The organism is Exilispira thermophila, from assembly GCF_055389015.1.
Map to the genome: position 1 here is coordinate 1,018,649 of NZ_AP042476.1, position 22,409 is coordinate 1,041,057.

The 22,409-nt window shown below is 23.9% G+C and carries 20 protein-coding genes, 2 tRNA genes and 1 rRNA gene; 1 reads left to right on the forward strand and 22 read right to left on the reverse strand.

Annotated elements, in window-relative coordinates; all coding sequences use genetic code 11:
- Positions 1 to 55: 55 nt before the first annotated feature.
- The 5 genes from ACZ5EC_RS04420 to ACZ5EC_RS04440 form a co-directional block, all read right to left on the reverse strand.
- A tRNA-Ala gene (locus tag ACZ5EC_RS04420) sits at positions 56 to 128 on the reverse strand.
- Between the two features lie 13 nt (positions 129 to 141).
- Positions 142 to 215, reverse strand: a tRNA-Ile gene (locus ACZ5EC_RS04425).
- 61 nt (positions 216 to 276) lie between these two features.
- Positions 277 to 1,810, reverse strand: a 16S ribosomal RNA gene (locus tag ACZ5EC_RS04430).
- A gap of 346 nt (positions 1,811 to 2,156) precedes the next feature.
- Positions 2,157 to 3,383: a DegT/DnrJ/EryC1/StrS family aminotransferase gene (locus ACZ5EC_RS04435; protein WP_464303751.1), complete on the reverse strand. Its 1,227-nt coding sequence runs from the start codon at positions 3,381 to 3,383 to the stop codon at positions 2,157 to 2,159.
- 295 nt (positions 3,384 to 3,678) lie between these two features.
- Positions 3,679 to 4,593 carry a hypothetical protein gene (locus ACZ5EC_RS04440; protein WP_464303752.1) on the reverse strand — a complete coding sequence of 305 codons (915 nt, stop codon included), beginning with the start codon at positions 4,591 to 4,593 and terminating at the stop codon, positions 3,679 to 3,681.
- A 466-nt stretch (positions 4,594 to 5,059) separates the two neighbouring features.
- Between ACZ5EC_RS04440 and ACZ5EC_RS04445 the strand changes: the two genes are divergently transcribed.
- On the forward strand, positions 5,060 to 6,262 hold the full coding sequence (locus ACZ5EC_RS04445) for an ISL3 family transposase (RefSeq protein ID WP_464302846.1): 1,203 nt from the start codon (positions 5,060 to 5,062) through the stop codon (positions 6,260 to 6,262).
- 426 nt (positions 6,263 to 6,688) lie between these two features.
- Here ACZ5EC_RS04445 and ACZ5EC_RS04450 read toward each other — a convergent pair whose 3' ends face one another.
- The 17 genes from ACZ5EC_RS04450 to ACZ5EC_RS04530 form a co-directional block, all read right to left on the reverse strand.
- Positions 6,689 to 8,944: a putative glycoside hydrolase gene (locus tag ACZ5EC_RS04450; RefSeq protein ID WP_464303753.1), complete on the reverse strand. Its 2,256-nt coding sequence runs from the start codon at positions 8,942 to 8,944 to the stop codon at positions 6,689 to 6,691.
- 138 nt (positions 8,945 to 9,082) lie between these two features.
- Positions 9,083 to 10,117, reverse strand: coding sequence for a hypothetical protein (locus ACZ5EC_RS04455; protein WP_464303754.1), 1,035 nt, complete (start codon positions 10,115 to 10,117; stop codon positions 9,083 to 9,085).
- Positions 10,118 to 10,665: 548 nt separating this feature from the next.
- Entirely contained in the window at positions 10,666 to 11,286 is a 621-nt protein-coding gene (gene rpe, locus ACZ5EC_RS04460; RefSeq protein WP_464303755.1) for a ribulose-phosphate 3-epimerase, read from the reverse strand.
- Positions 11,287 to 11,369: 83 nt separating this feature from the next.
- Positions 11,370 to 12,218 carry a PASTA domain-containing protein gene (locus ACZ5EC_RS04465; RefSeq protein ID WP_464303756.1) on the reverse strand — a complete coding sequence of 283 codons (849 nt, stop codon included), beginning with the start codon at positions 12,216 to 12,218 and terminating at the stop codon, positions 11,370 to 11,372.
- Positions 12,219 to 12,319: 101 nt separating this feature from the next.
- The gene (locus ACZ5EC_RS04470) at positions 12,320 to 13,543 is read right to left on the reverse strand and encodes a methionyl-tRNA formyltransferase (protein WP_464303757.1); all 1,224 of its coding nucleotides are present in this window, start codon (positions 13,541 to 13,543) and stop codon (positions 12,320 to 12,322) included.
- A 20-nt stretch (positions 13,544 to 13,563) separates the two neighbouring features.
- A complete protein-coding gene (gene def, locus ACZ5EC_RS04475; protein ID WP_464303758.1) occupies positions 13,564 to 14,082 on the reverse strand; it encodes a peptide deformylase in 519 nt (172 codons plus the stop codon).
- Between the two features lie 121 nt (positions 14,083 to 14,203).
- Positions 14,204 to 14,656, reverse strand: coding sequence for a D-aminoacyl-tRNA deacylase (dtd, locus tag ACZ5EC_RS04480; protein ID WP_464303759.1), 453 nt, complete (start codon positions 14,654 to 14,656; stop codon positions 14,204 to 14,206).
- Positions 14,657 to 15,033: 377 nt separating this feature from the next.
- Positions 15,034 to 15,669, reverse strand: coding sequence for a hypothetical protein (locus ACZ5EC_RS04485; protein ID WP_464303760.1), 636 nt, complete (start codon positions 15,667 to 15,669; stop codon positions 15,034 to 15,036).
- Complete coding sequence (locus ACZ5EC_RS04490; protein ID WP_464303761.1) at positions 15,669 to 16,223, reverse strand: hypothetical protein; 555 nt, start codon at positions 16,221 to 16,223, stop codon at positions 15,669 to 15,671. Before ACZ5EC_RS04490 ends, ACZ5EC_RS04485 begins: the two co-directional genes overlap by 1 nt.
- A 69-nt stretch (positions 16,224 to 16,292) precedes the next feature.
- Complete coding sequence (locus ACZ5EC_RS04495; protein WP_464303762.1) at positions 16,293 to 16,589, reverse strand: hypothetical protein; 297 nt, start codon at positions 16,587 to 16,589, stop codon at positions 16,293 to 16,295.
- Between the two features lie 423 nt (positions 16,590 to 17,012).
- On the reverse strand, positions 17,013 to 17,318 hold the full coding sequence (locus ACZ5EC_RS04500; protein ID WP_464303763.1) for a hypothetical protein: 306 nt from the start codon (positions 17,316 to 17,318) through the stop codon (positions 17,013 to 17,015).
- A 5-nt stretch (positions 17,319 to 17,323) separates the two neighbouring features.
- Positions 17,324 to 17,461, reverse strand: coding sequence for a hypothetical protein (locus ACZ5EC_RS04505; protein ID WP_464303764.1), 138 nt, complete (start codon positions 17,459 to 17,461; stop codon positions 17,324 to 17,326).
- A 111-nt stretch (positions 17,462 to 17,572) separates the two neighbouring features.
- Positions 17,573 to 18,064 (reverse strand): hypothetical protein, encoded by a 492-nt coding sequence (locus ACZ5EC_RS04510; RefSeq protein ID WP_464303765.1) that lies wholly within the window; start codon positions 18,062 to 18,064, stop codon positions 17,573 to 17,575.
- Between the two features lie 84 nt (positions 18,065 to 18,148).
- The gene (locus ACZ5EC_RS04515; RefSeq protein WP_464301847.1) at positions 18,149 to 19,222 is read right to left on the reverse strand and encodes an IS110 family RNA-guided transposase; all 1,074 of its coding nucleotides are present in this window, start codon (positions 19,220 to 19,222) and stop codon (positions 18,149 to 18,151) included.
- Between the two features lie 654 nt (positions 19,223 to 19,876).
- Entirely contained in the window at positions 19,877 to 20,914 is a 1,038-nt protein-coding gene (locus ACZ5EC_RS04520; RefSeq protein ID WP_464303766.1) for a M23 family metallopeptidase, read from the reverse strand.
- Positions 20,915 to 20,931: 17 nt separating this feature from the next.
- Positions 20,932 to 21,480, reverse strand: coding sequence for a nitroreductase family protein (locus tag ACZ5EC_RS04525; RefSeq protein ID WP_464303767.1), 549 nt, complete (start codon positions 21,478 to 21,480; stop codon positions 20,932 to 20,934).
- Between the two features lie 67 nt (positions 21,481 to 21,547).
- The gene (locus tag ACZ5EC_RS04530) at positions 21,548 to 22,360 is read right to left on the reverse strand and encodes a nitroreductase family protein (RefSeq protein WP_464303768.1); all 813 of its coding nucleotides are present in this window, start codon (positions 22,358 to 22,360) and stop codon (positions 21,548 to 21,550) included.
- Positions 22,361 to 22,409 lie beyond the last annotated feature (49 nt).

A 22,409-nucleotide genomic window follows, 5' to 3' on the forward strand; every position in this document is an offset into this window, starting at 1 on the left:
CCTTACCTTCTCATACACTCTTAACTATATATACTAATTTAAAAGAACATATAAATGGAGGCAAGGGGATTCGAACCCCTGACCTCCTGGGTGCAAACCAGGTGCTCTCCCAACTGAGCTATACCCCCATTTACTACAAATTGGGCTTAGGTGGACTTGAACCACCGACCTCACGCTTATCAGGCGTGCGCTCTAACCAGCTGAGCTATAAGCCCAATTCATAAATTAAACATATATAAGAGCATTTTACAGGCCACTTTGCTTTTCTCCTTAAAGAAAGGAGGTGATCCAGCCGCACCTTCCGGTACGGCTACCTTGTTACGACTTCACCCCCCTCACTGGCCCTACCTTAGACACCTGCCTCCATTACTGGTTGGCTCCAGCATCTTCGGGTAAAACCAATTCGGGTGGTGTGACGGGCGGTGTGTACAAGGCCGGGGAACGTATTCACCGCAGCATTGCTGATCTGCGATTACTAGCGATTCCACCTTCATGCAGTCGAGTTGCAGACTGCAATCCGAACTTAAGGACGCCTTTCTGAGATTCGCTACACCTCGCGGCTTCGCTACCCTCTGTAACGCCCATTGTAGCACGTGTGTAGCCCAGGACATAAGGGCCATGATGACTTGACGTCATCCCCACCTTCCTCCGGTTTGTCACCGGCAGTCTCCTTAGAGTGCCCAGCTTAACCTGATGGCAACTAAGAATAAGGGTTGCGCTCGTTGCGGGACTTAACCCAACATCTCACGACACGAGCTGACGACAGCCATGCAGCACCTGTGTGCCACCCCCGAAAGGCATTAGGATTTCTCCTAACTGTAAGGCACATGTCAAGCCCTGGTAAGGTTCTTCGCGTATCATCGAATTAAACCACATGCTCCACCGCTTGTGCCGGCCCCCGTCAATTCCTTTGAGTTTCACCCTTGCGGGCATACTCCCCAGGCGGTATGCTTAACGCGTTGGCTGCGTCACAAAAACCTCTCGGGTCCCTATGACTAGCATACATCGTTTACAGCTAGGACTACCGGGGTATCTAATCCCGTTCGCTCCCCTAGCTTTCGCCTCTCAGCGTCAGTATCAGGCCAGGTGATTGCCTTCGCCGTCGGTATTCTTCCCGATATCTACAGATTTCACCCCTACACCGGGAATTCCATCACCCCCTCCCGTACTCTAGCTCTACAGTATCAGCCGCAACTCTGACGTTGAGCATCAGTCTTTTACAGCTGACTTGTAAAGCCGCCTACAGGCCCTTTACGCCCAGTGATTCCGAGTAACGTTCGCCCCCTACGTATTACCGCGGCTGCTGGCACGTAGTTAGCCGGGACTTATTCGCCAGGTACCGTCATCTCTTAAAGATTATTCGCCCCTGGCAAAAACGGTTTACAACCCATAGGGCCTTCATCCCGTACGCAGTGTCGCTCCGTCAGGGTCTCCCCCATTGCGGAAGATTCTTAGCTGCTGCCTCCCGTAGGAGTCTGGGCCGTATCTCAGTCCCAGTGTGGCCGATCACCCTCTCAGGCCGGCTACCCGTCTTAGCCTTGGTGAGCCTTTACCTCACCAACTAGCTGATAGGACGCAAGTCCATCCTAAGACACCAATAATGGCTTTCCTCTCTCGAGATTATGGAGTATTACCCTGTGTTTCCACAGGCTATCCCCCTCCTCAGGGTAGGTCCTTACGCGTTACTCACCAGTCCGCTACTCGCCAGCTAGATATACCCCGAAAGATATATCTACTGCTGCCGTACAACTTGCATGCTTAAAACGCACTGCCAACGTTCACTCTGAGCCAGGATCAAACCCTCCATTCACTTCTATCTCGTTTGATCGTTTGTTAATTTAAAACTCAATAAAAATTGATCCTAAGCCTGCAAAACGCTCTTATATATGTTAATTTCAAAGACCCTCTTATCTCTACCCGTGTGAAAAGGAATATATATAATTACATTTTTTTGTCAACAAAAATTTAATATAAAATATAAAAAGAAAATCAAATTTATAATCTTATGAAATTTTATGAAGAAATAATTAAATGATTATATAAATTTTTGTTATATAAGTTATATAATTAACTACAATTGTTCTTTTTATTATCTATATATTTAATATAATCTAATAATATTTTCTTGTCAATGAATATACTAAATAATTTAGAAATTAAATATTACTTTTTGTATAAGAATTTATTTTTAATGCAATGTACTTTAAACTTTTAAATTTTAAACTTGGATATATTGGAAGAGATATTTCATTTTTATAACTATTATAACTTTGAGGATAATTATTTATGTCATAACCAGATTTTTTATAATATGTAAACATAGGTAAAGGTACAAAATGGACATTTGTGCTAATACCACATTTCTTTAAATACTTTATAAGTTTATTTCTTTTATCCTCATCAAAATTTTTAATTCTAATAGGAAAAAGATGATATGAAGTCTCTTTACTATTTTGAATAAAATATTCAGGTAAAACAATATTTTTATTTTTTGATAGTAACTCAAAATAAGTTTCAAAAATATTTTTTCTCTTTTTTAATATAAACTTTTCATAAATTTTCAATTGTTCATTACCTAATGCAGCCAGTATATCAGGTAAATTCATTTTGTAACCGGGATAAATTATATCATATCTCCAATTATCTCCTTTAAGTTTATCATATGCAGACTTTGTTTGTCCATGTAGAGATAAAATTCTAATATAATTTGTTAACTCATCGACATTAATACATGATTCACTTAATTTTTCAGATAATATAAGTGCACCACCTTCAGCAGTTGTGAGATTTTTAACAGCATGAAAAGAAAAAATTGTAAAATCTGCATTATCTCCAATATATTTATTATTGATCTTAGCACCAAAAGCATGTGCTGAATCTGATATAAAAACAATCCTATTTAATTTCTCCTGTAATGTGTTTGGTTTTGCTTTAAATATTTTTTTTTGACTTTCAATAATTTCATAAACTTTGTTATAATCTACAGGAAAACCACCATAATCAACTGTAATAATTGCTTTAGTTTTTTCATTAATTTTTTCTAAAACACTATGAATATCTATATGAAATGTATCTTTTTTAACATCAACAAATACAGGTTTAGCTCCTGTATGAATAATTACAGCTGCTGTTGCTGAATAGGTATAAGCTGTTGTAATTACTTCATCCCCTGGACCGATATCCATTAATCTTAAAGCTAATTCCATCCCAGCAGTTGCAGAATTAAGTGATACTAAATGGGAAACTTTTAAAAAAGATTTTAAATTATTTTCAAATCTTTGTACTTCTTTTCCAGTGGTTATCCACCCAGTTTTTAGTATTTTTTTTATTCGTTTTGAAGTATTTTTAGGTATATAAGGTGGTGAAAATTCTATTTTTTTCATAATATTTTTCTAAATAACCTTTCTTTTGTTTAAAAAGATTTTATTAAAAATTTTATAAAAAATCATATATAAAATTAATATGTTTCTTAAATAATTATTTTATGAATATTTTCATAAAATGTTCTAATTATTATATTTTTAAAAAAAATTTTTTTAAGTTTTTTTACAAAATACATTTTAAATAATATGTTTTAAATAAAAAGTAATAAATTAATAATTAACTTTTTAAAAATATCAAATATTAAAATTTTTAAAATAACTTTTATTATTATATCCTTATTACTACATAAGTTAATTAATTTATATTTATACTTAAATTACCAGAATCCTGATGATCTTGTATAGTTGTGAAATCATAATTTTCAAAATAATAATAAATTTTATAAATATTATTTTCATCAAAAAATTCATCAGCAAAATAATCTTTATCCATTCTAAATTCAACTTTATATCCTAATTTTGCTTCTGTATCCAGAAAATCTTCTATACTGGTTAAACAGGTAATTTTAAATAATGTACCATCATTTGAATTCTGCATCTCGATATTACCCTTTGTGACTCTAATTTTTTTAATAAGTCCTGAATCTGTTCCACCATTTTTATTAAAATCTAATATATAATAAAATGAATATATATCTATGTAATTTTTAAGATCAGGAATTGTTAAGTAAAAATAAAAAGTATCCCCTATTTTAAAATCTAATAAATTAGAAACCTGTGCAACTATATTAAATTGTTCTAAATTAGAATCAATGATTTTGTTTTCATCAGGAGCTATTTCAAAAGAAGTTGAATATGTTGTTATTATTTTATAGTAAATTTTGTCATTATTTAATTCTTTAGAAGTAGCAAAAATTACAATATTATAATTACCAGGAAATAAGCTTATTACTTTCTCTGTATTATCATTTTTTTGAATTTGAATAGTTTTTTTATAATTTTCTAATTCAAGAGAGTAAAGAGAAACTATTATATAATCGGTTTGTTCAGGTATTAATCTATTATTTTTAGAATTATTCCAATCTATTTTAAAGAGTAAAGATGAACTTTCTTTTAAAAGATTATTATTTATATTATTGCAAGAATTCAAAAAAATAAAAAAACATAAAATAAAAACAATTTCAAAACAACTTATTAATTTATTATAATTTTTTTTTAATAATACATTTTTTAATAATACGTAATTTAATTTAAAATTTAAATTAAACATATACCCCCCTCTACACTTAATTATTTGTTATTATTTTATCAAGTTTTGAAATATATCTTTATTAAATTTTTAATTTTTTATTTCTTGTTTATTGCACCTTCTAATAAATTAATACAAATTTTTATACAAAAAAGTTTCATATTTAATATAAAATTTTCTAATTTTTATCAAGTATTTTTATAATTTAATTGAAATAAAATTTAAAAAATATGAAAAAATTATATGGCCTTTTAATTTATAAAATTAAAAATAATATTAAAAATCATGATATAAATAAAAGTGTGTAAAAGAGCAAATAATTTGCTTAAAGCAAATAAATAAAAATATTTTAACTTTAATAGAGTATATAAATAAGATAAATAAGATAAATAAATAAGGTTCAATTTCAAAATGAGTGGATAAAAAAAAAGTTTAAAAAAAATAATTTCTCCCCATACTAAAAAAAAATAGTACAGGGAGAAAAAAAATGATACTAGAAAAAATTATAACAGTTTTATTTAAAATTCAAGGATTTTTATTTGATAACATAAAATTAATTGAAAATAAAATTATTATTGAAGTTAATCATAAAAATAAACCTATTTGTCCAATATGCAGAACAGAATGTAGTATTTATGATTCAAAATATAGAGAAATTAAAATAGGATTTTTGTTGGGAAGAATTATTTATTTAAAATTTAAATTAAGAAGAGTAAACTGTAAAAAATGTAACAAAGTATTAACTGAAAAACTTGATTTTACTGACTCTAAAAAAACTTATTCAATATATTTAGGGGAAGAAATATTAAGATATAGCAAAAAGTTAGATAACAAATCAATATCACAAATAACAGGTATATCAGAATCAAGTATTTATAGGATTGATAAAAATATGCTATCTAAGAAATTTGAAACACATCTTTCTAAATTGCCAGAAGTAAATAAAATGAGTATAGATGAAGTATCATATAAAAAGGGACATAAATATTTTACAGTATTTATAGATAATGAAAGGTCAAAAGTTATCTGGTTAGAAAAAGGAAGAAAACACAGTGATTGTATTAGAGGATTAGAAAGTTTAAGTAAAAGAATTGAAAACCTTCAAGTAGTAACAATGGATTTATGGAAACCTTATGAAAGTGCAATAAATAATTATTTTAATGGGAAAGTTAGTATAGTATTTGATAAATTTCATATATCAAGGTTATTAAATAAAGCAATAGAAGAAGAAAGAAGAGCTTATCAAAAACAATTATCATTCAAAGAAGGGTTATTTATTAAGAAACATATGAGATGGATAATATTAAAAAGATATTCAAAATTAGACTTAAATGGCAAGCAATACATAGAAAAATTAAAGAGATTAAATAAACCATTATATGAAATATATCTTATGAAAGAGGATTTTTTATCTATATTTGGCAGGATATATACATTAAAAGAAGCTTTAAAGATGCTATTAAACTGGTTGAATATGGTATTATCAAGTGAATATAAATATTTAAAAAGATTTGCAAAGAAGATAGAAAAGAGAATAGATAAATTATTAAATTGGTTTAAATATCCAATATCAAATAGTAAAGCGGAAGGATTAAATAATGTAATAAAAACATTATTAAAGAGAGGATATGGTTATAAAGATAATAATTATCTTAAATTAAAAATATTACAAATTGCAGGTGATTTATAATAACTATCCATACATTATGAAAGAGAACCATAAATAAAATAAAATAAAAAAGGTTCAATTTCAAAATGAGTGGATATAAAAAGTTTAAGAAAAATAATTTCAGTATCATATAAAAAGGCACATAAATATTTAGTAGTTTTTATAGATAGCGAAAGGCCAAAAGTTATCAAACAAAGAAGCTTTAAAGATGCTATTAAGCTGATTGAATATTGTATTATTAAGTGTATATAAATATTTAAAAAGTTTTGCAAAAAAGATAAAAAGATAGGATATTGTTATAAAGATAATGATTATCTTAAATTAAAAATATTACAAATTTTATGAGATTTAGTATGAATATCCATACATTATGAAAGAGAACCATAATAAAAATAAAGTAATAAAAATAAAGTAACAAAAATAAATAATAAATTATTATGTAAAAAATCAAAAATTTATCTGTTCAAGAATTGTATAATTACCTGATGGATTCCAGAAAATAAATGAATTAACACCAGCATCTTTTAATCCATCAATTTGAGATTGAATATATTTGATATAATTTATATTAACTTTCCATTTAAATGCTTGAACCCATGGCCTTACAAAAATTTTATTATTAGTAATTTGATATGCCCTTTTAACTCCATGATTATAAATGTAATAATTAGTTTCTTCTTGTGGAATACCTTTTTGATAAAATCCATTTGAAAAATGTGAAGGATAATACATTGGATATATTGCATTAATGAAATCAGAAAGAAGATATAGGTCCTGACCAATATGGCTGGAAATTTTATAAAAACATTGATAACCATAAAAATCAGTTGAAATAGGGATTTTAAGATGTTTTTTAGCATTTTTTAAAAATGAATATAAAATCCCATTTTTTGAATAATTATTTTTATTAAATTTTGAAATTATATTCGATGTTTTCCCATCAGAAGGATATCTTATATAATCAAATTGAATTTCATATATCCCTTTACTTGAAAGTTCTTTTGCAATATCAATTAAGTAATTTTGAACAAATAAAGATGCTGGATCTACCCATCTTTCTTTAGGTAAACCTATCCAGGCTTTTTTTGTAGTTTTATCAATAAATGCATACTTATTATTATCAAAAGAGAAAAGTTTTGGATCTTTAAAAGAAACCAACCTTGCAATTATTTTTATATCAGTTTTTTTAGCATATTTTATTAAAAAGTCTAAATCAATAAGATTCCTTGTTGCTTTTATTAAATTAGCAGTTTTTACATCACTTAAATAATTTATATTACCAAAATCATCTTTGAAATCAATTACTACTGCATTAATCCCTAAACTTTTTAAAACATCAAATTGTTTTATAATTTTATCTTTTGAACTAACTTTTGAAGGGGGTAGATAAACACCTTTAATATTATCTTTTTTATATTTTGGAATTTCTTTATTTAAGTCTTTATATACTAATGTCCATTCGTTGGATGATGAATTATCTTCATTTTTTTTACTGTCTATACTCTTTGTATTATTTTTAATAGCGAAATGGCCTTCCAAATTTTTTACTAAATTTCTATACAAACCTTTTGTGGTTTCAACAAAAATATAGTTATTTTCTATAAAAATCTTTTTTACAGATTCTAATTTTTTTTCATCAATATTAATATTAGTATCATTATAAATTGCCAATATATTATTGCCAAGTTCAATTTTCTTTTTAATATTGCTTAAAATTTCTATATCTATATAATATTTATTTTTTAATAAATAATTATCTTTTAAATTATCAAAATTAACATCTTTTTTTTCATTATTTCCAGATATTTCATATAGCTTTAAAACATCAACTCCTTTGCCATATCCGTAACCAATAAATAGCATATTTTTATAAGAGACTATAGAGGAAATCTGTTCAAAAAATTTACTATTATTTGATGTAAAAGAAACTCTTTTTATATAGTCTGTTATTAGTTTAAATTTACTATTTTTTAGATTAAGATCATTATCAAAAATAGCTTTATAGTAAAGCCCTCCAAAACTGGTCCCAACAAATAAAATATAAATATTATTAATATTAATAATATCAGCAGAAGTTATATAATCTACATTTCTTATTTTCTCCTTATCCAACCTAACCCAAATATCTGAAGGAAATTTCTTATTTTCAATATTATTTTTACTATCATTGTAATTGTTTTTAACATTTTTATTTACATCATTTTTTGTAATATTAAAATCTTTATTCTCAACTCGAATATATATATTTTTATCAGTGGTGATAACAAAAATATCATATTTATTAAAACTCTTACTTTTATATGAAGTAATATATTCTTTTAAAATATCAGTTTGAAAAAAAAGATATTCAGATTCACTATCAATCCTGATTATTTTATCCAAACCATTTTTTAATAAAATATATTTTTTCCCATTTCCTTTTAAAAATGATTCATAATTAGAACTATATTCAATTGAATTCTTTTTTAATGTATTTTTTATAAATATTGATTGGCCGTTATATACATTATTTAACTTTGTTTTATAAATCCTATATTGAGACTTAAAAAGAGTACAGGTATTAAAAGAGATAATAATAAACAAAATGAAAATAGATAAAACTATTTTTTTTATATTATTATATTTAAAATTGATAATATATTCAATATTAAGAGTTAAAATCAAATTTTTTAAACTGTGTTTTTTTAATTTTTCTAATATCACAATAAATTCTTCTTTTTAATAATAATTCTTAAATTTCCAAAAATTATTTCATATGAATCTTTTTTAAACAAATATATAGTAATTGGAAATATTTTCTATTTAATTTATTAATTTGTTTTTAATGATTCTTAAAAAACATTATTGAAAATTCATTCCTATTTCATATTTTGAATTCATTTTATTATCGAAAAATGAATAATTTAACTTAAAATATATTATTCTTTTATGATTAAAATTCTTATTATTATAATTTTTAGTAAAATAATTTTCTATTTTATCTATATAAAAACCCAAAAGAAGGTTAAAACCTACAGATTCAGGGTAAACATATTCTATATCAAAATCATTAGCTACAACTTTATCTAAAATAAGCATTTTATTATTTAAAAAAGTATTTTTATATATTTTTGTTGATACCTTTATAAAATCATTTTTATACAAAAAATAGAAAATATAGTAATAATGATTTTTTAAATCAAAATTTAAAGTATTTTTAATACTAATATTTTTTAAATATGGAAATAATAATTTTATTTTAAATTCATAATCATTTAATACTTTTTTATTTATCTTACTATTAACTTCAAGTTCAAGTATTTTATAAAAATTCATTATTGAATAAAGTTCAAAATAATTTTGTTCGAAATAATAAACCAAATTTATTTTATAAGGATTTTTAATAAAATTAAATTTTCCCCCTTTTTTCTTTTCACTAAAATTATCAAAAGTTATTGATAAAACTTTATTATATTTAAAATAATTTATTGCTTCTTCAGAAGTATCTTTATATAAAAATTCAAATATAAAATTATATAAACTTAATCTAACATACCCATTCAAATCATAAAAATAATAATTGTACTTTTCCATAAAATAAAAAACAGGTTCTATATAAATGTTAAAAATATTTTTATTAAATAGAAAATAAAAGCAAGTTTTAAAATAATTGTTAAAAACAATACTATTAATTTCAATCTGTTTATAATTATTTGATAAATCCATACCAATGGAAAAAGGATAATCAAATTTTACAATTAATCCTATTTTATTTGAAGTTGGAAAAAGAAAATTGTTATAAAAATAATTCTCATTTTTTAAAAGATTGTCATAAAAATTATAATTATTTAAGGATCTATAAAATACAAATTTACCACTATTAAAATCTTTAAACAATACATATCCAAAATTTAGATTTTCTGAAGTTGTAGAATAGGGTTTTATTTGTAATAAATCAATTTTATTATTTAAACCTGATAAATAGGGAAAAATAGATTTTATACCTGAAAAAAATCCTGAACCAAAATTTATAGAATAATATCCAAGATATATTGGAAAATTATAAAAATTTAGTGTATAATATCCATCTTTTAATTTAAAATTAAGAGTATCACTATAAATATGTAGACTATATTTATATATAAGAGATGATTCAAAATCAGTTTCATAAGATTGAAAGATGTTGTAATTATAATTTGGATTATTGTAATTAAAAAATAAATATTTAAAACTAGAAATATTATTATTTCTATTATTAATATTTAAATTTAAAATGGAATATTTTAAATTTGGATTATTTAATTTTAGACTATCATTAATATCTATATGATTACTAATATAACTAATACTTACAGGATAGTTAAAGTTAAAAGATGTAAGTTCAGAACTAAATAATTTATTAAAATCAGAAAAAAATGATAAAATAATAAAATTAAGACAAACTATCAGGATGAGAAAAATGCGCTTCCCATTACTAATAAGTCTGCTCCTTTATCCAATAATCTTTTATGATTATTAAAATTAATACCACCATCAACTTCTATAATATAATTAAGATTATTTTCTTTTCTATATTTATCCAGAATACTTATTTTTTCAATACAACTTGTAATCATTTTTTGTCCAGAAAAACCAGGTTCTACAGTCATAATTAAAACAAGATCTAATTTATCTAAAAAAGAGAAAATTTCTTCTACCTTTGTTTTAGGTTTTATTGAAATCCCAACCTTAATTCCTAATTTTTTAATTTCTTCTATTACTTTTGTTTTGTTTTCATTAATTTCATAATGAAATGTAATAATTTCTGAACCAGCTTTATAAAACCTATCTATAAAAAACAATGGATTATCTATCATAAGATGGGTGTCAAGTTTAAGTTTAGTAATTTTTTTAATATCACTTACAATTTTAGGACCAAAAGAGATATTGGGAACAAAATGTCCATCCATAATATCAATATGTAAATATTCACAACCAAAATCCTCTGCTTTTTTTATCCCCCTGGATAAATTAGCAAAATTAGATGCAAAAATTGATGGAGCAATTAGTTTTGATATTTGAGTCATTTTAACACCAACCTGTCTTTTTATCAGACATTTTAATTAATTATATAACATAATTTATATAATGTAATTTATATTTATATATTTTAATATTCTTTTCTTTTACCTACTATAATAGTAATTTCTGTACCTTTTGATACTGTTTTTCCTGGTTCAATTTTTTGTTCTAATACCTTATCTATTTTTTCAAAATCTTCAGTTTCTTGATACTCTACTTTAGGTATTAGACCTCTATTTAATATAGATTTTCTTGCTTCTTCTTCAGTTAAACCAACATAAGAATCAACAATTACTTCATTTTCAAAAGGTCCATTTGAAATAACAAGTTTGACTTCTTTTACAAGTAAGATATCTGTTCCTGGAGCAGGATCTTGTTCTATTACTAATCCTTTTGGATAAAGGTCTGAGTTTCTATATTCAATATCTACAATTTTGATATTGGTATTCAAAATTGAAGATATTTCATATAATTTTTTCTCAACATAATATAATCTTTTCCCTTCAAAATTTTCTAATGTTTTAATTGTAGGACCATTTGAAATTATCAATTTAATATGTCTTCCAGTTTTAATCATTTCCCCTTCAATAGGTTCCTGCTTCAATATTACACCATAAGGAGAAGAAGAATAAATAACTTCAATTTCTGGAATTAAAGAAAGTTCCTGAATTTTTTTTAACCCCTCAAGAACCATTAAACCTCTTACTTTAGGTACTTTTACAGTTTTATATCTATTTACCCAGATATTATATCCAATAAAAGAGGAAAAAATAAAGATAATGGATAATAATATAAATATAAACCAGAATTCTTTCCATGTAAAATCATAAAAGAATTCTTTAACTTTTAATGAGGTAAATTTTAAGAATTTTTTAATTTTATATTTATAATTAAATTTAAATTTTTCTACAATTTTATCTAAAAATTTATTATCCATTTTTCCTCCAATTTATACAATTGTTAACTTTATATATCATTTTATATATTACTTATTTTATTGCATTATATTATTTTATTACATTAAAATAATATATTAATTTAATCAAATTTTTTACCAATATCTATTTTTCTATATCCTAATAAAAAATCTCTAACTTCCAGTTTCTTTTTTCCAAGTTTTTGTAATTTTATAATATTTAAATAACCATCTTTACATTTTACAATAATAGCTTTCTTTTTAACAATTTTACATTGAAAATTATTTTTTACAAATTCAAAAACTTTGTTTTTATTTTTATCATTAATAATCATATTGTAAGTTTCAATTCCAATTAATTTTTCTTTTATTTTAAAAATATTGTTTGAATTACTATTGTTCACAATTTCAAAATTACTGTTTAATTCACTATTGGTTCTATTGAATGTATTTAAAGTTAAAATATTTATATCTTTACCATCAAAATCATATTTTTTTATCCCAATATCATCAATAGCAACAATCTCTCCATATTTTATATCCTTTTTTAAATTATAAATTTCATCTAAGTTATTTTCATCATTATAATTTAATGTTGAATTAAGTAAAATTAATTGATCATTTTCATAACTCACTTTTACTTTGGGCCATCTTGAAAATGCTTTAATTTTACCATTAATAATATTTACATTTTCATTAAAATTAATTTTAGCATCATTTTTTTCTATTTTTCTACTATATGAACAAAATATTTCATTTTGTTTTACAGCATTAATCCTATCAAAATTTTCTAAAAAATCTTTTATAGCTATAACTGATATCTTTTTTAATTTATCATAAAGTGTATTAAATTCTTCATCCTGGTCAATTGGAATTATTTTTTGAATTAAAATATCACCAACATCAACTTTTTTTTCCATTTTTTGAATGGTAACACCTGTAATATATTCATTATTTAAAAGGGTAAATTGAATGGGTGATGGGCCTCTATATTTAGGTAAAATTGAAGGATGAATATTTATAAAATAATATTGGGCAAAATCAAAAACTTTTGTTTCAATTATATAAGCAAAATCTACAACAACAGCGAAATCAATTTTACCATTTTCTAAATGCCATTTTTCAAGTTTTTGTGTTAATTCTTTTTTACCATTAACATATATTATATCAATATTATTTTGTTTAGCTAATTTTACAAACTCTAAATCTTTAATTTTTTGACCTCTTCCCCTTGGTTTAGGATAAGAAGAAACAACATATTTTACATTATGATTTTTTAATAGATATTCTAGAATAGGATCACCGAATTCCGAAGTACTATAAAAAGCAAGATTTAATTTTTTCATAAATTCCTTTTTTAGAAAATTTATTTTTTCTTATTATATTTTCTATCTATTTCTTCCAATTTTTTTTGTATTTTTTTTAAAGTTTTATCATCTACTCTCTTTATAAAAGTTATACCATCAAGATGATCAATTTCGTGTTGTAATACTCTTGCTAATATCCCTTTAGCTTCAATTTGATATTTTCTTCCCGAAATTAGTTGATATTCAACTAATATAGATTCAGGTCGTTTAATTTTAATAAATAAACCAGGAAAAGAAAGACACCCTTCTTCAAAATAAACTTCTTTATTTGAATAACTTAAAATTTTGGGATTAATCAAACAAATTTTTTTATTAAATGGATCAATTGGTTCAAGAGCTACTATCCTTTTTAAAAGTCCAACTTGATTACCAGCAAGAGCAATACCATCATAAATTTCATTTTTTTTCTGCATTATTTCACAAATCGATTCTAATTCATCATTAAAATCAGTAATATCTTCTGCTACTTGCTCTAAAATTGGATTATTGTAATAAATTAGTTCGAATTTATTTTCCATTAATTTTCTCCATAATAACAATATATTTTTACAAAATCTTAATAATTGATGATTTTAAAATTTCAAATTATAAAATTATTTTTTATTTACTTTTTTGTATCTACTCTAATTTAACTTTGTTTTAATAAAGTCTCTTTTTACTATCTAAAATAATTGTTACAGGACCAGAATTTAAAATCTCAACATCCATGTATTCTTGAAATTTACCTGTCACAACATTTATACCACTTTGTTGGATTTTTTCATGTACTTTAAGAAAAAGTTCATTTGCTTTAACCGGTTCCATTGATTTATCAAATGATGGCCTATTTCCTTTTCTCATATTTCCACAAATAGTAAATTGGGAAACCAATAAAATCTCTCCATTTATATCCATACAGGATTTAGACATTTTACCATTTTCATCTTCAAATATTCTTGCATTAACAATTTTTTTTACAATCCAATCAACATCTGTAATATCATCTCCTTTTTCAACACATAATAATACATTTAAACCTTCATTTATTGATGAATACAATTTATTATCAATTTTAACAGAGGATTTTTTAACTCTTTGAACAACTGCAAGCATATAAAACCTTTTTGTAAGAAATTAAATTGAAAATAAAAAATTGCAATTAGATATTTTAATAATAAAATTGAAATTATTAAAATATTTAAAATAATATTATGTATTCTATCATTATTAAAATTTTTCTCATTAAGACAGTTATGTAATTTTTTTATTTAATCTTTTTATACATTTTTAAAAGGCAAAAAATATATTCTCTTTAGCCTTTGGCAACTGACATCCACTCGAAAAATTTTAATAATGATAGATATAGCTTTCATTTATTTAATTAAATATACCAATTTCAACTTTATTATAAACTGCACCCACCAAGAAAAAAATATTTTATTATTATCTGTACCTGCCACGGGGAATAAATTTCAAACTACTGTTTATTCCTATTTTTTTTTTGAAAAATTTATTATTGTATATAAAAATGATATATTTAATAATGGTAATATAAAAGAAACAATAATTTCAAATATTAAAAATTCTTTTGACAATTTATAGATTTTTATCTTTTTCCTTAAAACTATTGTTTTTTTATTGTTTGATATTTTTATTATTTTACCTTTATTATAATAGATTTTTGCATTATTTATAAAATATCCATTTTTATCATATTTATATTTTATATAATGGTCTATTAAATTTATCTTTTTTATTTCATCTGTTTTAATATTTAGCATTAAATATTCATCTTCTCTTACAGAATAAAATATAATATTTCCATTATTATCAATACCTATTAATTCTATTTCTCCATAGGTTATATAATTATCTATAAATCCTATAAATTTCCCTTCCGAATTATATTTTTCTATTAATCCTGTTAATCTTCTTGAGAAATAATAGTTTTCATTTTCATCTACTATAAATTTATTTGATATTGCTCCATAATATGTTTCTAATAAAATATATTTGTTTTGTGAAAATGGAAATGGAAATATTGAAGAAAAAAATATGTAGTTAATTAAAATTATCCATATTAAAGTTGTTACTATAACAAATATTTTTATTATCTTTTTATCCATTAGTTTACCTCACTAATATAATATTCTTCATCTATATTCCAATCCCCTTTTACTTTAAAAGATTTATCAAATTTATTAGATAACTCTTTAACCAGTAATACAAAATTATCAAAATCTCCATTCGTTATATAGGTTCTTTCAAATCTTATTTGAAATATAGTATTTGTTTTAAATAATAAAATATCTCCATTACTTTTTCTTGGATTACCTCGTTGAAATAATTTAATTTTTTCAATTTTTCCACGATATACAATTTTTGTTACATTTTTTTTAAAATCAAATTCTTTCAGTAATATTCTAATTTTTAAATTATCAATTTTCCCTTTATCATCATAAATAATTTTTATATATTTAATAATTCCTTCTCGTATGTATATTTTGTTAATTATTGCTATAGTAAATATTATAGGAACAATTGCTCCAAATATAGATAAAAAATTTATTTTTATAACAAATATTATATCAAATATTATCCAAAATATAGTAAAAATAAAGTCTTTTATAACAATAAAAATATACACATATTTTTTCATTTTAAAATAATATTTTTCCATTTTTACAGTCCCTATTTTTTTAATAAGTTGCATCAAAAGTTAAATGTAGTTCACCTTTAAATGTTTTTATTAATTTTTTCTTTTTTCCATAGCCTGAAATATTTTTAACCCATTTAAAATAAATAGAATAAATAAATAGATAAGATATGGAAAAGGAAAATCTAAAAACCATGCTAAAATACTGCTTTTATAAACAACCTTACCATTTTTAAAAATTTTATATTGTATTCCTTTTTTTAATGTGTAAATGTCTCCATTAGAAGCAATAAAAGTATTGTAAGGCATGTAAAAAAATGATTTTTCTTCAGCATAATTAACTGGTTTTCTTTTTTTAACTGATTTTTCTTTAATATAAATAACTTCCATAATTTTTATTTTTTTTAGATTATTAGAATTATAGATTATTATTTTATCAAATCTTGGATAAAAAACAATCAATTCATTGTTTTTGGTGATAGTTAAAAATGTAATACCACCTCCATTTTTTTCACCAAAAAAAACTCTTTACCGTCAGGAGTAATTTTTTTTACATTCCCTGTTAGATTTTTCACAAGAAAAATATTATCTTTATTATCTACAACAAAACTAGTAAAATGTGAGTTCAAATATATTTTGGTAAACTTATTTTGATTATTATTGATAAAAAAAATCATTAAAACCATAAACATAAATAAGAAGAAAAATATAATAGTAGAGATATTAATCAATTTTTTCATAATAATATTACCTCATGTGTAATTGTTTTTTAACCTTTTTTACTCTTAAAGGAAATACTCTATTAAAAAAGCTTTATAACTCTTCTATTGCTTCTAAAGACAATTTACTTTTAGCTAATGTTAAATGCTTAAAGTGAAAAGTTCTTACTTTACTCCAAATATAAACCTTATTAGGACTTATATAATAATAACGATTTTTAGATTTTGGATGATCGCAAATCTTTATATTGTATTTTGTTTCTTTATCAAGAATAAGCTTGAAATTTGGCTTTTTTGAATTAAAAAACTCAATTCTATCTTCAAAAATTTCAAAACTATCAATCCAAACCCATAATATTTGTATTAGAATTCCTATAATTCCAATTAAAATATAAAACATAAAAATTATGAAAAAAAGTAATATATACTACTTAAAAATGCACTTAGCATTTCAATAAAAACAATAATAAAAACTATTTCCCCAAATATAAGCAAAAATATTAATCCTTTTTTCTTTTTTATTTTAAATTTTTTTGATTTCACAACTTTTTCTCCATATTTCATTATATTTTTAAACAATCTATTTTTTTTGCTAAAAATAAAAAAATATTATAATAATTTCGTTACTATATTTTATTTTTTATAACTTTGAAGTTATCTTTTATTGAAGGTAGTATCGAGTTTATCTTTTTGTATTTTATACAGCTGTAACAAAATTCTGTTTGATAATTCTATGTTTGACCATGCAATTCCAAAGAATGAAATTATAAAGTTAATGATCCATGGTTTTGGGTTATCACGAATAACTAGTGCAATAAACAAAAATAAAATAAACATTACTAAGGAAACCATAGAAACCAACACTATTTTTACATACTTTTTTAATAATTTATTATTTTCCTTTTTCCAATTTTTTAATACTTTTATTATTTTTTTGAATCTTATTTTTTTTTCTGATTTATTTATTATCATTAAATAAGATAATTTTGCTGAAATAAAAAAGCTAATAATAAATGAAGGTATCAAGTATAGTAGAAATATAATCACATGCATCATTATAAGTTGGTTTTGACTAGTTGAAGGAATAACAAACGAAATAGAAGAAATCACTATTTCAATTAATATATAAATAATATTTATGTACATTCTATATCTCCTATAAAAATCAATATTAAATATCAAAAAATCTGCCAATTTATCTAAACGAGGTAAAACCTCAAATTATTGCTTTCAGGCAACGGAATAATCTTTATTTAACAATATATCATTTGATTTTACTGGATCATATTCACAACCATTTTTTAATAATGTCCATACCAATTTACTTAATTTTCTTGAAGTTGCTATTATTGCTTTTCCGCTTCCTTTTATTTTTTTCATATTTCTATAAGATTTCATATATCTGTTTTCTCTTTCTCTTTTTACCCTTATCATACCCATTGTCATCTGTACAAATGCTGTTCTTAATTCTTGTGAACCTCTTTTAGTTATATTCCCATATCTTTCCTTGTCTGCTGAATTTTGTACCCATGGTACCAATCCACAATAAGAAGAAAGCTTTTTATATGAACTAAATTTATTTATGTCATCTATGTAAGCCCTTAAAGTAATTGAAGTTATCAATCCACATCCTGGTATTGTCCTTAGTATTCTTACTGCTTCATCTTTTTCTGTCATCTTTGAAAGCTCTTTCTCTATTTCTGATATTAAACTTTCTATACTATTTATTGTTTTTATTATCCCTGATACTATACTTTTTTTTATTGGGTCCGATATTTGTTCTATAATTTTTACCCTTCCTGTTTTTGTGTTAAGCTGTCCATTCTTTGTTTCTATACCCATTTCTAACATTATTCCATGTATTTGATTCTTTAAACTTACATTGGTCTTTTTTAATACTGACCTATGCTTTAATAAATCTCTTAAATTTTTACTATCTTCTTTACATAAATTTACTTCTGGTATCATATCTTTTGATAAAAATTCTGCTAATGTCCTTGCATCATGTTTATCTGTTTTGTTTATTGATTCATTTATTACTTTAAACTTTAAGGTATTTACTACATGTACTTTAAATCCATAATTTTCCATTTCTCTTTTAAAATATCTTGTATTTCCTGTAGATTCTACTGCTATTTCAATTTCTTCTGGTTGGGATAATTTCTTTAACAATCTTACAAATTCCATATATCCTTCTTTTTTTGTAGAAAATTTCCAATTAATATCTGCAATCCTTTGTTCTAAATTTTTTATACATACTGTCATTTGATGCTTGTGTAAATCAACTCCAACTGATAGTTTCATCTGCCTCCTCCAATTATTTTTTTTAATTGAAAGCAGATTCTTTACGATATTTATTACAGAGAATAATCCATTCTCCTATTCAATCTGGATTGTTAAAATCCGATTATTATGTTGATTCGGCTGTAGGCTCTTCATTCTCCTAAACGGTCTTTTTGACCAAATTAAATGTCGAACCTAAGCCTATCTGCTTTCAGGTTTATTTTCGTTGCCTGAAAGCAGTTTCTTTATCCCCTGCTATTGATTTTTATCACATCTCCTATTAAAATGATATTGAAAATAAAGGAAATATCAATGTATAATCAAATATCCAATAAGCTATTGCACCAGTTAGAGGTCCAACAATAAGTGCCTCATTATTTATTGAAGTTATTTCGTAATTACTGTTTAATATATATTCTTTTGTAGTCCATATCCATTCAACACCACCCTATAAAATCAGTCAGACTTCTTTTGATGAATTTCCCTAATATCTTCTTTAACTTTTCTAGGAAAAAATAAAAAGAGTTAACAAAATAATGATTTCTCGTTTAGATTATCCCCTTTTTTGTTAATAATAAAATTGAAATTATTAAAATATTTAAAAAAAAAGAAATATTATATAATAATTGAAATTGTTCTTATTAAATCAGTTATAAAATTTTTAATTTTCTCCTTTTAAAACCCACCAAAATTTACAAAAAGATCAGGATCAATTCTTTCTCCATTATGTCTTATTTCAAAATGCAAATGAGGTCCTGTTGTTCTTCCTGTATTTCCTGAAAGAGCAATAATTGTTTCAAGATCAACATCCTGCCCTGTTTTAACTAAAATTTTTGATAAATGTCCATAGTAAGTTTGGTAATTATACTGGTGTTGTAAAATTACTAAATTTCCATAATTTCCTTTCCACCCGGTAAATATTACTTTACCATAAAAAGCTGGATAAACCTTTGTACCAATTGGACAGGCTAAATCAATACCTCCATGAAAAGCTTTATGACCATTAATTGGATCTATTCTATAACCAAATAAAGAGGACACTTTTCCATTTCCACGCAAGGGATCAACAAAAATTGAACCTAAAAAAAATATTTTTCTTTTTCTCGTAAACTCCAGAAATGGGATAAAAATTTTATCCCCCTTTTTAAAGATTTTTTTTCTATTAACTAATAAAAGATTATTTAAATCTATTTTGTATACCTTTTGAAGGTCAGTCTTTCCATCATAGGTAATAAACATACCATCAATATTTGGAATAAAAACCTGTTTGATACCTTTAAATAGATAAATAGAATAAAGATTATTAATAGATGCTAAAGTATCCACTTTTAGATGAAAATAGTTTGCAACTCGATAAAAATCATCATAATTTTTTACTCTATAAATAGCAACTGATAGTGGATATAGTTTAATCCTATTGTAATTGTAATTATAATTTTTTGAATAATCTATTTGTTTTAAAAACTGTAAATAAACTTTGTCTGAATAAAGGTTATCAGCAAAAATGTGATATTTAGTATCAGCACGAACATTTTTAAAATTAAAATTTTTAGAATCAGTATTAAAATAACTTAAATTATTACTTTTCTGAAATTTATAATTTAAACTTTTTAAAGGTTCAAATACATATTGAAATCCTGAAAAAGTATCTATAAAATTGTAAAATATTATAATGATAAATAAAAATAGTAAAAATTTTTTTTTCCCCAGCATAATAGTATTAATAATTTTTATAAAATTTTAAGTATATCATCAATTTTATGTCTTTTTGGTCTATTTAATTCTATATATTTTTCCTCATCAGAAAGGGTTTCATCAATATTATCAGCAATACCACCCAAAACAATTATTGAAATAACAGTAGTTTCTTCATCCAGCATAAAATATTTTTTTATTTTTGATTGGCTAAATCCAGCAATAGGATGAGCTACATATCCATATTCAGTAAATAATAACATTATATACCCGGAAATTATACCTGTATCATACAAAAAGTATTCTCTTCCATCTTTTAAAACACACCCATCTTTTTTATTAGCTAATACAAGTATAAACGCTGAAGCATTCAAAGCCCACTTATTTCCTGAAGACAACGCATCTTTAACTAAATTCATTTTCTCTTCACTTTTTACAAAAATAAATCTCCAGGGTTGCTTATTAAAACAAGATGGAGAAAGAGTAGCGAGTCTAAAGATTTGTTCTATTTCTTTTTCATTAAAAACAACTTTTTTTAATGACCTTAAAGCTCTTCTTTTTTTTATAACTTCTTTTAAATCCATATTTCTCTCTTTATAATTTTTTTCAGATAACTTATTATTTAAATCATAACAAGCATATCCATTTTATTTAATTTGACAACCAATTTTCAAGATATTTTCTGACTGAATTATTTAATTCAATTGCATATTCAGAAATATACTTTTTTAAATAAAAATATTGTCCCATATTTTTAATATTCTTTGTAAAATCAAAATTTTTAAAATATCTATTCTTTAAAGGTTCAAGCATCTGTATTAATTCCTCTTTTTTAAACCTTTTATATTGGTTTTCAAAGATAATATATTTTTTGTCAAATCTTGGAGTTAATGGCTTTTTATTATAATTTCCCTTTGGATAACCATAAACTACCATTGCTACTGGTATTACATATTCAGGTAAATTTAAAAGTTTTTTATTTATATCATGATTTTCTAATATATCACCAATATAGCATGAAGTAATACCCAATGATTCTGCAGCAATTACTGAAGTTTGAGCAGCAATAATTGCATCAGCAATTGCAAGAAATAAATCCCCAATATCAGGATTTCTAAATTTATACCCAGACTTATCAGTCAAACTTTTTACATCCATAGCATTAAAAATATCAAACCACCTCTGGTTATCTGCAAGAAAAATTAATACTAATGGTGCTTTTGCTATAAATGGTTGGTTATCACAAGTCTTTGCTAAAGTTTCTTTTATACCCTGGTCTGTTATTTTCAAAACAGAATAAAGCATCATATTCCCGGCTGTTGGTGCCCTTAATATTGCATCTAAAATTATTCTTTCTTTTTCTTTTTCAATTGGAGTATCTTTAAAAGATCTTATGCTTTTTCTATTAAAAATTAACTTTAAAGTATCATTAATATTTTGTTTAAAATCAAAATTATTTTCCATTATTTCACCCATTTTTTATTTTATTTATTTTATTTTTCTTATTTTATTT